The organism is Phascolarctobacterium faecium DSM 14760 (assembly GCF_003269275.1).
GTDB classification, from domain to species: Bacteria; Bacillota; Negativicutes; order Acidaminococcales; family Acidaminococcaceae; genus Phascolarctobacterium; species Phascolarctobacterium faecium.
The window spans coordinates 692,783-704,402 of the sequence record NZ_QLTS01000001.1 but is presented as its reverse complement, the minus strand read 5'-3'; the positions used below and the strand labels follow the sequence as shown (position 1 = coordinate 704,402).

Sequence of the window (11,620 nt, the reverse complement as noted above, 5' to 3'; positions counted from 1 at the left end):
GAAAATGTGTACTGCTTTTTAGCTGTTGTTTATTTACGATGTTTCCAGCGGCAGATGAGCTGCGTTATCGTGCCCATAGGGCAATAAACGCACCAGGAACGCGGCTTGAACAGCAGCAGCGTGATGATACCGAGAATGCTGGAGGTCAGCATGATGCTGTAAAATCCAAAAGCAAATTGCGCGACCCATGGCTGCGCACCGCCGCTGTAAGCCCAGTGCCATGGTACGTCAAAAGTCCACAGCAGGCTGACTGTCTTATGAAAATAGATAGCATGGGTAAAGACCAGGTAGGTAGAAACCAGCATATTGACAAACATCGTTGTAAAAAACAGCAAGAAGCCATAACGGAAGGTATGTGAGCGCATCCAGGAGGGGATATCGCGTTTTGGTGAAAGCTTCCAACTGTTGCCGATCAGCTCGAATAGCTGCCCGCGGCCGCAGTATTTATTGCAATATGATTTAGTGCCGAATGTAGAAGCCATGATAAGCGGAATGAAAAAGCACAGCAGTCCCAGCCAGGCGAAAAGAATATTAAAAAAGCCCAGAGCCAGATACAGCGCCGTCAGGACCCAAAGGTAATCATACCAGTGATTGCGTTTAGACATCAGCAGTCACCACCTTGATCACAGATGCCGGACATTCACGGGCGCACAGACCGCAGCCGATGCAGCGAGCCAGTTCTACAACTGCGCTGATACCATCGGGCACGCTGATTGCCTGAAGCGGACAGGCCTTAGTGCAGGTGCCGCAGGATACACAATATTCCTTATCAACTTGCGCATAACGCTTGCTACTCATTTTATCGCCTCACCGACAAGATTCATTCTAACTTTATTGTAACCTATTTATGATCTTTTAGCCATATTTTATTAACTTCAGGTTAAGGCGCAGCGTTGTAAAATTTTCTGCAGGAACACATATTTTTGCGGTACAATAAAGGAAAGAGAATAATTGCGGATGGAGTGATGGGAATGAAAAAGCAAACCGCATTGATGAACCATTGGCAATTATGTCAATATCTGCGTAAACTGCATCTGCCGCAGGTTGTACCGCCGCCTGACCTGGCGACGCTGAAGCTGCTGCAGGACGCGCATTTGAAATATGTGCCCTATGAGAATCTGGATATTTTGAGCGGCAGGCTGACTTCGCTCGAGCATGATGATATGTTTGCCAAAATCATTATGAAAAACCGCGGCGGCATTTGCTTTGAGCTGAACGGCCTGTATAATTGGCTGCTGGAATCTCTGGGCTATAAAGTCACAAGTTATGCGGCCCGTTTTATCGACCGGCTGGAGGAATACCAGATCCGCCGGCATCGGGTAATGTGCATCGAACTGGAAGATAAACGTTATCTGACTGATGTTGGAGTCAACAGTGAAAGTCCGCGCTGTCCGCTCGAAATGGCAGAGGGCAAAGTGCAGAGTGACGGTATCTGCGAATATAAATTCAGCCGCGATCCGTTCTTTGGCTGGCTGCTGTGGCAGAAGGAACGGCGTAAACCATGGAAAAGGCTGTTTGGCTTTACAGAAGAACAGCAGCTGGATATGGATTTTATTCCCGCCTGCATTTATACAGACCTTCATCCGGATTCGCCGCTCAATAAAGGCAAAGCGATCTCTGTTTTTCGCGAAGACTGCAATATCACGATCCGGGGAAATCTTTTAAAGTTTTATCTGGGTGGACGTGTCAAATACCGCTATACCATCAATACTGAATACGACTTAAAGGGAGTGCTGTGGGAGTATTTTGGTATTGCCGTCGATTATCCGCTTCCTAATGGCGGTATTGACCAGAATGATTAAATTTTGGCTTGGAAAAAGTTGCTATGATTTGAAACTTTATGATAAAATAAATTAACTAAAAAAAGTGAGATTATGACTGCTGAAAACAGGCGATTTTTATTGCCGCCCATTATCAACAGAATATTGACGCTGCTTACAGAGCAGGGCTTTGCAGCCTATGTTGTAGGCGGTGCCGTACGCGATCTGCTGCTGGGAAAGGCACCCGGCGATTTTGACGTTGCAACATCGGCCCGCCCCGAGTCTGTTATCAGCATTTTAGAACCGGCCGGGTTTACTGTTGTTGGCGAACTGGGGCAGAACTTCGGTGTCGTTGTTGTGCATCGGGACTCCCAAACGGTAGAAATTGCTACCTTCCGTGGCGAAGCCTACGGCGGGGATGCGCATAAACCGGAGCAGGTCTGGTATTGTGACGACCTGGAGGCTGATTTGTCGCGGCGCGATTTTACCGTCAATGCCATGGCTTTGGATCAGTCCGGCAATGTATACGATTATCACGGCGGTAGGCAGGACCTGCAGCAGAAAATACTGCGTACTGTCGGTGATGCGCCAGCCCGTTATCAGGAAGATGCTTTGCGTATGTACAGAGCCTGCCGCTTTGTAGGTCAGCTGGGCTTTGATTATGTACAGCGGCAGGGCGCCGGCCCGGCATTTGGACAGCCGCAGACGCCGTATTACCTGCCGCAGAGCTACAGCTTTCCTGTTAGCCGCAGTGCCGGGCTATCATTGGAACGTGTGCGGACAGAGCTGGATAAGCTGCTGCTCGGCAAATGGGCCGGCAAGGGACTGATGCTGCTGATGGCGACAGGGCTGGCGGCCGGACGCTGCCGTGTGCGTGAACAGGGAACTTATCGGGAAATATATGTTTTGCCGGAGCTGGAGCATTTGGCGGGATTGCCGCAGAACCAGCGTTTTCACTGCTACGATGTATGGGAGCATACTCTGGCTGCTGTTGATAACAGTCCGCGTCAGCTGGCAATACGTTGGGCCCTGCTTTTGCACGATGTAGCTAAAGGTCTTCCTGGTATCCGCAGGCTTAATAAAGAAGGTCAGCCCAGTGATCATGGTCACGAAGCTGAAAGCGCCGTTATGGCAGAAGTTATTTTAAGTCGGCTGCGTTATCCGGCTCCTTTTGTGCAAAGAGTAGTATGGCTGGTGTCAAGGCATATGCGCTTCGCACCGATGCTGGTAACGGGTGAACGTACATTGCTGCGTTGGCTGCGCAGCGAGGCGGCCGGCGGTAATTTTAAAGATAGTCATGAAATGACTGCTGCTTTTGAACAGCTGGTAGCAGTATTTTTAGCAGATATGGGTGCTACTCACGCCGGTAAGAATACCGAACTGATGGAGGAAGGACGCGCTTTGGGAACGGCGGTGCTGGAACTGGCCCGCAGTAAAATGCCTGTTCATACTAAGGATCTGGCGATCAGCGGCCATGATGTGCTTGTGCTGTTAGAAGATAAAAGCAAGATCAGGGACGCTATGCGATATTTATTACAGAGAGTGCAAAGCACCAATCTGCCTAACGAAAGGTCTGCTTTAGAGGAAGCAGTCAGAGGCTGGCAGAAACGTCACTAGAAAGAAGGGAAGCTAATGCCACAAAAGAAATTGTTTGCCGCACTGCTTGTTGCAGCATCAGCGTTGCTGATGCTGGGTATGAGTAATGAAAATCAGATACCATATCCGTCAAATTATGATACCAAAAGTGCCGGGGCGTCGTCCTACAATGGACTGGCCAATGTGCCTAAATCGCCTTATTTTCAGCAGCTCGATTTTTATAATATGCAGCCTACTGATTCGCTTGTGCTGCTGCCGAAGTTCCGTACCTACCAGCAAACTACCGAATATACCTGCGGCCCTGCCGCTGCATTGATGGTGGTCGAACATTTTCAGGGACGCAGCGAGGAAGATGAACTGGCGATCGGCAAGATTATGGGGACAAAGTCCTATACCGGGACTAATACTAAAGGTATGGTCAAATATTTTAAGAAAAAAGGCTGGCAGGTAACTTCGTCAGCTGATAAAGATAAAACACCGCAGAATACACAGGAATTCAAAGCATTTGTAGTCGAGCATCTTAAACGCAATGTACCTATTATGGTAGAAAATGTAGACTGGGGCGGGCATTGGCGTGTTATTATCGGCTATGACACAATGGGCACGGATGACCTAACCAGCAGTGACGTACTGATTATGGCTGATCCTTATGATACGGCCGATCATTTACAGGACGGCTACGTTGTTGTGCCGGCTGAAAAATTCTTCTATATGTGGTTCGATTCGCATCTGTTTGCAGCCGGTGACCGTAAGCAGCAGTGGCTGGCAGCAGAGCCGCCGGTCGGATATGAACCTCTGATAGATATGAAAACACAGGACGGGACAAAATCATAATATAATTAATTGCAAATGAAATGAAAACGCAGACTGTATAGTCTGCGTTTTTTTATTTTACCCAGCCTGCTGGTGCAGGAATTTTTTATTGTAGATTTTAATTACGCAGACGCAATCGGCATAGCATACAGAAAGCAATGTAAACCAGCGCAGACGCCTACAGTTGTAAAGCCGCCTGCGGAATGCGCCGGGCAAGACTCGAAGACGGTTTACACAGTCTCAAAGTAAGTGTCTTACGGGGGGGTACAAACGTGCTATGATAAATTAGAATATTATTTTAACAAATGTTTTTAAATTAATGATGCATAATAAATTGTTTTAATATAAAGATATGCAACTAAAAATATTTAAAATTGCAGCAAGGGTGGTGACGCTAAAATGTATGACGAAAAATGTTTACAGCAACTCGGAAACAACATCAAATTCCTGCGCGCTGCCTGTCAGCTCAGCCAACGGGAGTTGGCAAAGCGTATCGGTATCAGCCAGACTCACCTGAGTAATATTGAGCATTGTCATGTAAAAATAAATTTGAAGCTGTTGCTGCGCATCGCTAATGCTTTCGGCTGCACGATGGAAAATATCTTTGATGCCCGAACATTTCCAGAGTCGGCGGAAGCCAAAGCCGCCAGTGCAAAGGCGCATAAGACTAGCGGACAGGAAGTTTATATGCGGGAAGAAGGCAGCAGATTTTGCAGATGCTGTATTTATATAAAAATTGAGCGTCATAAGCAGAAAAAGAGGCTGAGCGTAAAGGAGTAGTAAGATGGCTGAAGTGAAAGCAGCAGAGAAAGGCCGGCAGTCTGAACATCTGGAAAAAGAAGTGTCAAGCAGGGGAAACTGCACCAGCAGTAGCAAAACTGTTGATAAAGACAGCTGTAAGGACAATTCTGACAGCACCGCTGCAAAAACCTATATGCGCTTTTACGCTGGGGCTGTTACTCAGGACAGCGGCCTTGAGGGTATCAGGTTCGACTTTAACTACGGCGCTCGTGTCGAAGTGCCGGCTGGTGATTACAGGGTACGATTTCTGGACCGGGAAGCCTGTTTGACATTGTACGATTCTAATGCCAGCGGCGTGCTTGTGACCAGTAGTAAAAAGTATTTTGTCGATTTCCGCATCGAGGTCTACGAAAGAGATAAGTTGATTTTTGCCCATGACCTGGATTTACAGGGGAAAAAAGTGCTTATAAAATTTCCTGTCGGTATTTTAGGAGATATTTTGGCATGGTTCCCTTATGCCGAAGTCTTTAGAAAAAAGCATGAGTGCGATTTATACTGCGCTATGGCGGAAGAGATGATCGAGATCATCAAGCCGGGCTATCCGGAGATCAACTTTGTCCAATCGGAAGAACGGCCGGACGGTCTTTATGCTAGTTATTACATGGGCATTTTCTTTCCATGTGATGACAGGGAACACCAGCCGACAGATTTCAGAGTAGTGGGGCTGCATAAAAACGCACCCTGTATTCTGGGACTAAAAGTAGACGAACAGTGTATTAAACTGTTACCGAGGGATAAAGTACGCAGGATTAAAGATCCATACGTCTGCATCGCGGCGCAGGCCAGCAGTCAGGCCAAATACTGGAACAACGGACGTGGCTGGCTGAACGTGGTAAAACACCTTAAAACACTTGGCTACCGAGTACTGTGCATTGATAGAGAAAATAATTATGGTATGGGCAGCCGATTTAACATCATTCCTTACGGCGCGGAAGATTTTACCGGGCGCAGACCCTTGCAGGAGCGGATCGATCTTTTGTACCATGCTGATTTTTTCATAGGTCTGTCCAGCGGGCTTAGCTGGGTGGCCAATGGGGTGGGGATACCGGTAGTGCTGATCAGCGGTTTTACACTGCCGGTAAATGAATTTGAGACGCCGTACCGAGTCATTAGCTACCATGTTTGCAATGGCTGCTGGAATGATACGCGGGTAGTATTTGACCATAAGGACTTTGAATGGTGTCCACGGCTAAAAGGCAGCGACAGACAGTTTGAATGCAGCCGCTACATTACGCCGGAAGCTGTGAATAAAGTCATTGATCGGTTGATGGAAGACTATAAATTAAAGCCGCAAGAACAAGCTGTGAATAAAAAGAAGACAAAGGGTGAGCAGTGATGAAAAAGAGAGAAACAAAATTACAGGTACAAAGTATTCTGGCAACGGTGGTTATGGGGATGAATCTGGTCAACACTGCTGCGCCGGCAGTGGCAGTGGCTATGACAGAACAGCAGGAGCCAGCGCCTAAACAGTCAGTCAGCGAAGCTCAGCAGGAAGAAATGCAATCATATGCCTATGAAGTTTTACCCATACTGGCAGGCTATGTGGACGAAATGGTTTTCAGCAAGGCCGAGGCTGCCAGTAGTTACAGTGTTGGTGTCGGCGAGAACAGAAGTATTGCCAGTACTGATGATTATGATAGTGTCTATGTCGCCAGCGGTGGCACTTGTACAATAGATTCCAACAGAGCCAAGATAAATGTAGTTGATGGCGGGTCACTGAATATCGGGAACAATATAGGTTCTGTGACTGTGTCAGGAGGTAACGTCAGTGTTGTTTCTAATAATCAAGATCTTCGTGTAGAAGGAGGTAATGTCAGTGTCGTCAACAGCGAACATCAGATTTATGTTTCCGGCGGTACTTGTATTATTGATGTCAATAAACAGGAAAATCATGTTTCAGGCGGTACCAGTATCATCAAGGCAATGGATACAAGCGATAGTATGCAAAGAAATCAGGTGATTTCCGGCGGCGTAGGTATTGTCAGTGTTATGAACGCTACCAGCGCCTACAATCAACAGGTGCAAACAATTCATGGTGGCAGCGGCGTTGTGGGGACTATGCTGGATGGCTGGCAGTGGATCAAATCAGCCGGTGCGGAGGGGCATATAGGGACTATGAGCGGCGGGTCACAGGCTATTAACGCCGGCTCAGGCAGTATTGATACGATGTATGGCGGTTCCCAAACCTTGGGAAAGAATACTAATGCTGAGATAGCAACTATGGTTGAAGGGTTACAGTTTATACATGCTAGTGCTACAGGTGCAATAAGTGCCATGTATGGTGGCCGACAGATTATCGGTAATCCTGGATATGAAAATGCCAGTGGTGCCATAATAAGCATGGTTGGCGGGCAGCAACAGATCTGGGCTGGCAACAACGGCAGTATAACAATAATGTCAGGTGCCAGCGCCATGCAGATTATAGGGCTGTCTGGTATAGCTAATGGCAGCATCGATACGTTGGAAGATGGTATACAAATGATTGGTTATAATAATAACCCTAGTTATAAAGGGGTTGGCACAGGAACGATCAATATAATGAACAGCGGTCTGCAGATCGTCGGCTATAGCGGTGGCAGTGCTTGTGTTGGTTCGATAAAGACGATGAACAATGGACAGCAACAGGTCAATGATGGCGGAACTGGTACAGTAACTGATCTGTTAGGCGGCATCCAGATCGTCAGAAGCGGTGGTACGGCTACTGCTACAACTGTTGGCAGCGGCGGCATGCAGTATATCGAAGCCGGTGCGGTAATCAGCGGCACTGTTTTAGACGGAGGCAGCCTGCGGCTGAGGCAGACAGACAGTGCTTATACACTGGCAAATACTCTGACAATCAATAATGGTGTGTTAGATCTGACAAACGGTGCTGGCATTATGCCAAATCTGCGTGTGGCACCTGTTTATCAGATGCTGACCCTTAATGACCTCAGGGTACAGGCGGCAATATTTATATGGATACGGATCTGGCTAATAATACTGGCGATCAGATCATTGTCAATAGCACTAATAACGGCACGGGAACGTATGCTGTTTATGTCAACGATCAGAGCATCGTCAGTGATACGGAACTGACAGGCAGGCTGCTGTTGATCGATGACCAGAGCGGCAGGTTGAACTTCGAAGGAATTACCGCTAATAACGGTGGCTTGTGGGATGCGACACCTGTTTTAAATAAAGAGACCAACCAGTGGTATTTGTCAAGAATCGTGAAAACAGCGAATAATGATACCAAAGTATTGCTGTTTGACGCCGAGAACAGCTACGCCATGTGGCGCAACACCGCGGACAGCCTGCGCAGCCGCTTGGGTGAGCTGCATGGAAGTACTGAGCATGACAACGGGATTTGGGCTCGTACGCAGACCGGACGCTTCAGTGGCAGCGGTTACGAAGGCCGCTATAACCTGTACCAACTGGGTTATGATAAAATATTTGCCGATAAAAGTGTTTACGGTGCAGCTATTGATTACGGTGATGGCACAGGTAGCTATGCCTACGGCAGCGGTAAGGACAAACTGACAGCGTTAAGTTTATATGGTGTCTGGCAGGGGAATCGCGGCACCTATACCAACGTCACAGCCCGTTACGGCAGTTTTACAACGGATCTGAAATCTTATGGCGGTTATCCGGACAAAGCTGACTACAAGCACCATGTCTACAGTATAAGTGTGGAATACGGACAGCGTTTTGATTATCATCAGGGTCTTTTCTTCGAACCACAGGCACAGTTTACGATGGGACGAATAAATAGCATCAGCTACACTACCGACAGAGGAGCCAACGGCTATATCGAAGGCATGAATAGTGCTATCGGGCGTATCGGCTTTGTTTTGGGACAAAAGGTCAAAAACGACAGCGATATCTATATCAAAGCCGACCTGCTACACGAATTTGCAGGGGAGCGTGATTTGCAGCTGACATCGGATGCAGGTGGTGCCAACGATATTTTGAGAGAACATAGTGATTACGGTGATACATGGTTTGAGCTGGGTCTGGGCGGTAACGTCAGGATCAGCAAAACGGGCAACTTCTACGGTGAAGTGACGCGCGGCTTCGGCGGCGACATCAACAAAAAGTGGAGCGTCAATGCCGGGCTAAGGTTCACGTTTTAAGTGAGGATTTGAGGCACTGTTATATGGCAGTACTAATTTTAGTAATGTAAAAAATCAGCGATATGAAGTAAGTTTCATATCGCTGATTTGCTTTGTTATTTTCTGCTTATATTGTTAGCAGTAATTTATACGGTACAGAGTCTTTTAAAAGCATTTTGGTTTATGAGGGTATAAAACGATTACAATAATAATTATTAATTTCAAATAAATTTCCCTTGCGTTTTTAAATGACATATGTTATATTAAAGGTGCGTTAGCGAACGCTAACTAAAGCAACTTAATTTATGTTTATATAAGGAGGCAGTTATTATGTCATTGATCAACAAGGAAGTTAACGATTTTAAGGTTCAGGCCTATGTAGGCAAAGATTTTAAAGAGGTTACTAAAAAAGATATTTTAGGGAAATGGTCGGTGTTCTTTTTCTATCCGGCTGATTTTACTTTTGTGTGCCCGACTGAGTTAGAGGATCTGGCGAATAAATACGAAGAATTCAAAAAAATCGGCTGCGAGATTTATTCCGTATCCTGCGATACTCATTTTGTCCATAAGGCATGGCATGATGCATCGGATACGATCAAAAAAATACAGTATCCGATGTTGGCTGACCCGACCGGGGCTTTGGCAAGAGATTTCGATGTGATGATCGAAGCTGACGGCCTGGCCGAAAGAGGCAGCTTTATCGTTAATCCGGAAGGCAGGATCGTAGCTTATGAAGTTATTGCCGGCAATGTCGGACGTAATGCTGATGAGCTGCTGCGCCGTGTGCAGGCTTCGCAGTTTGTTGCCGAACATGGCGATCAGGTCTGCCCTGCCAAATGGCAGCCTGGCGCAAGCACTTTGAAACCCAGCCTTGATCTGGTAGGGATTATCTGATCATGGACCGGATGTATGATGTCATCATCATCGGCGGCGGGCCTGCGGGCCTTGCCGCTGCCGTTTATATGGCTCGGGCCAAGTATAAGACGCTGGTTATCGAAAAAGAGAAGATCGGCGGTCTGATCACGATTACTTCCGAGGTGGTAAATTATCCGGGCGTTTTAAAAACTACGGGTAAAGAGCTTACTGAGCAGATGCGTCTGCAGGCAGAAAGCTTCGGGGCGGAGTTTTTACTGGCAGAGGCTTTGGAAAGTAAGCTGGACTGCGATATCAAAGAGGTGCATACCGATAAGGGAACCTTTAAGTCGCTGGGTGTGATCATGGCTATGGGAGCCGTGCCACGGCAGGTGGGTTTCACAGGCGAGTCGGAATACCGCGGGCGCGGCGTAGCATATTGTGCTACCTGTGACGGCGAATTTTTTACTGGCCTGGATGTATTTGTTGTGGGCGGTGGTTTTGCTGCTGCCGAAGAAGCGATTTTTCTGACCCGTTATGCGCGGCATGTGACAGTGCTGGTGCGCGGTGATGATTTTACCTGTGCCGGGTCGATCGCCGATGAAGCGAAACGGCACGAGCAGATAACAGTACTGTATAATACTGCCATGCTGGAAGTCGGCGGAGGAGACGTACTGCGTTATGCTGTTTATGAAAACTGCAAGACCGGTGAACGTACACGTTATGAGACCAGTGACGCGACCTTCGGCGTATTTGTTTTTGCCGGGTATGTTCCTGTAGGCGGCCCGCTGTTGAACGGTCTGGAAACTGACTGTGAAGGTTATCTGGTCACCGATATGGATCAAAAGACTAATCTGGACGGCGTTTATGGCGCCGGTGACTTGTGCATCAAAAATCTGCGGCAGGTGGTCACAGCGGTGTCTGACGGCGCCAAAGCGGCTACTTCGCTTGAGAAATATGCTGCACAGCTGCACGATAAGTTGAAGCTGCCGCGTTTTGCAGTAACTAAAAAGCAAATCACGGAGCCGGCAGTTAAGCAGACGGAAGCAGCTGCTGCCGATGACGGCGCGTTTATTTCGGAAGCTATTAAAACGCAGCTGACGCCTGTTTTTGCAAAATTTACAGATGATTTATTACTGCGGGCCGCATTGGATAACAGCCGGGCGGCGGCAGAAATACGCGGCTTTTTAAACGAGCTGACACCCTTAAGCGCTCATCTGCGCTGGGAAGAAGCCGGGGAGGCTGCAAACGGGCTGCCGTATATCGAGGTCTGCCGTGCGGACGGAACGTCTTTAGGATTCCGTTTTCACGGTGTGCCGGGAGGTCATGAGTTTAATTCATTTATCGTGACACTGTATAATGCGGCCGGGCCGGGTCAGGCTATCGGTGAGGAGCAGTTGGCTGCGGTCAAAGCGCTGAGCGGAAGGAAAAAGCTGCAGGTGGTCATTTCATTGTCCTGTACGATGTGCCCCGAGCTGGTAATGGCAGCCGGCAGGCTGGCAGTTGAAAATGACGGGATCGAGATAGATGTATTTGATATCAATTTGTTCCCGGAGCTGCGCAAGCAATATAAAATTATGAGTGTGCCTTGTCTGATTTATAATGATAAGATCAGCTTTGGTAAAAAGAATATCGATGAACTGCTGCAGCTGATCGGCTGAGATGCAGGTTAATAAAAACAGGTTCACCGCTTTAGCGGTGAACCTG

At 47.6% G+C, this 11,620-nt stretch carries 11 protein-coding genes; 9 read left to right on the top strand and 2 right to left on the bottom strand.

Annotated features, from left to right (window positions below; translation table 11 throughout):
* Nucleotides 1-29: 29 nt before the first annotated feature.
* Nucleotides 30-605, bottom strand: coding sequence for a 4Fe-4S binding protein (locus tag C8D73_RS03445; RefSeq protein ID WP_113077291.1), 576 nt, complete (start codon nucleotides 603-605; stop codon nucleotides 30-32).
* On the bottom strand, nucleotides 598-798 hold the full coding sequence (locus C8D73_RS03440; RefSeq protein WP_021717331.1) for a 4Fe-4S binding protein: 201 nt from the start codon (nucleotides 796-798) through the stop codon (nucleotides 598-600). The genes C8D73_RS03445 and C8D73_RS03440 overlap by 8 nt, the downstream gene beginning before the upstream one ends.
* Nucleotides 799-971: 173 nt before the next feature.
* On the opposite strand from C8D73_RS03440, the gene C8D73_RS03435 reads away from it, so the two are divergent.
* The 9 genes from C8D73_RS03435 (at nucleotide 972) to C8D73_RS03395 (ending at nucleotide 11,574) form a co-directional block, all read left to right on the top strand.
* A complete protein-coding gene (locus tag C8D73_RS03435) occupies nucleotides 972-1,802 on the top strand; it encodes an arylamine N-acetyltransferase family protein (RefSeq protein WP_227202430.1) in 831 nt (276 codons plus the stop codon).
* A 72-nt stretch (nucleotides 1,803-1,874) separates the two neighbouring features.
* Nucleotides 1,875-3,377, top strand: a complete 1,503-nt coding sequence (locus tag C8D73_RS03430) for a CCA tRNA nucleotidyltransferase (RefSeq protein ID WP_113077289.1) — start codon at nucleotides 1,875-1,877, stop codon at nucleotides 3,375-3,377.
* Between the two features lie 15 nt (nucleotides 3,378-3,392).
* Nucleotides 3,393-4,190, top strand: a complete 798-nt coding sequence (locus tag C8D73_RS03425) for a peptidase C39 family protein (RefSeq protein ID WP_113077288.1) — start codon at nucleotides 3,393-3,395, stop codon at nucleotides 4,188-4,190.
* A 378-nt stretch (nucleotides 4,191-4,568) separates the two neighbouring features.
* On the top strand, nucleotides 4,569-4,949 hold the full coding sequence (locus C8D73_RS11535) for a helix-turn-helix domain-containing protein (RefSeq protein WP_113077287.1): 381 nt from the start codon (nucleotides 4,569-4,571) through the stop codon (nucleotides 4,947-4,949).
* 4 nt (nucleotides 4,950-4,953) lie between these two features.
* Nucleotides 4,954-6,306 (top strand): autotransporter strand-loop-strand O-heptosyltransferase, encoded by a 1,353-nt coding sequence (locus C8D73_RS03415; protein ID WP_211305771.1) that lies wholly within the window; start codon nucleotides 4,954-4,956, stop codon nucleotides 6,304-6,306.
* The gene (locus C8D73_RS03410) at nucleotides 6,306-8,045 is read left to right on the top strand and encodes a hypothetical protein (protein WP_113077286.1); all 1,740 of its coding nucleotides are present in this window, start codon (nucleotides 6,306-6,308) and stop codon (nucleotides 8,043-8,045) included. The genes C8D73_RS03415 and C8D73_RS03410 overlap by 1 nt, the downstream gene beginning before the upstream one ends.
* On the top strand, nucleotides 7,937-9,082 hold the full coding sequence (locus C8D73_RS11330; protein WP_249033576.1) for an autotransporter outer membrane beta-barrel domain-containing protein: 1,146 nt from the start codon (nucleotides 7,937-7,939) through the stop codon (nucleotides 9,080-9,082). The genes C8D73_RS03410 and C8D73_RS11330 overlap by 109 nt, the downstream gene beginning before the upstream one ends.
* Before the next feature lie 309 nt (nucleotides 9,083-9,391).
* Nucleotides 9,392-9,955, top strand: coding sequence for an alkyl hydroperoxide reductase subunit C (gene ahpC, locus C8D73_RS03400; protein ID WP_113077284.1), 564 nt, complete (start codon nucleotides 9,392-9,394; stop codon nucleotides 9,953-9,955).
* A 2-nt stretch (nucleotides 9,956-9,957) separates the two neighbouring features.
* Nucleotides 9,958-11,574, top strand: a complete 1,617-nt coding sequence (locus tag C8D73_RS03395) for an FAD-dependent oxidoreductase (protein ID WP_113077283.1) — start codon at nucleotides 9,958-9,960, stop codon at nucleotides 11,572-11,574.
* Nucleotides 11,575-11,620: the final 46 nt, after the last annotated feature.

What these genes read in the sequence shown, in the direction of transcription:
- C8D73_RS03445 (WP_113077291.1), bottom strand. Translation starts at nt 605, where the DNA reads ATGTCTAAACGCAATCACTGGTATGATTACCTTTGGGTCCTGACGGCG.
- ahpC (WP_113077284.1), top strand. Translation starts at nt 9,392, where the DNA reads ATGTCATTGATCAACAAGGAAGTTAACGATTTTAAGGTTCAGGCCTAT.
- C8D73_RS03430 (WP_113077289.1), top strand. Translation starts at nt 1,875, where the DNA reads ATGACTGCTGAAAACAGGCGATTTTTATTGCCGCCCATTATCAACAGA.
- C8D73_RS03415 (WP_211305771.1), top strand. Translation starts at nt 4,954, where the DNA reads ATGGCTGAAGTGAAAGCAGCAGAGAAAGGCCGGCAGTCTGAACATCTG.
- C8D73_RS11535 (WP_113077287.1), top strand. Translation starts at nt 4,569, where the DNA reads ATGTATGACGAAAAATGTTTACAGCAACTCGGAAACAACATCAAATTC.
- C8D73_RS03435 (WP_227202430.1), top strand. Translation starts at nt 972, where the DNA reads ATGAAAAAGCAAACCGCATTGATGAACCATTGGCAATTATGTCAATAT.
- C8D73_RS03395 (WP_113077283.1), top strand. Translation starts at nt 9,958, where the DNA reads ATGGACCGGATGTATGATGTCATCATCATCGGCGGCGGGCCTGCGGGC.
- C8D73_RS03440 (WP_021717331.1), bottom strand. Translation starts at nt 798, where the DNA reads ATGAGTAGCAAGCGTTATGCGCAAGTTGATAAGGAATATTGTGTATCC.
- C8D73_RS03410 (WP_113077286.1), top strand. Translation starts at nt 6,306, where the DNA reads ATGAAAAAGAGAGAAACAAAATTACAGGTACAAAGTATTCTGGCAACG.
- C8D73_RS03425 (WP_113077288.1), top strand. Translation starts at nt 3,393, where the DNA reads ATGCCACAAAAGAAATTGTTTGCCGCACTGCTTGTTGCAGCATCAGCG.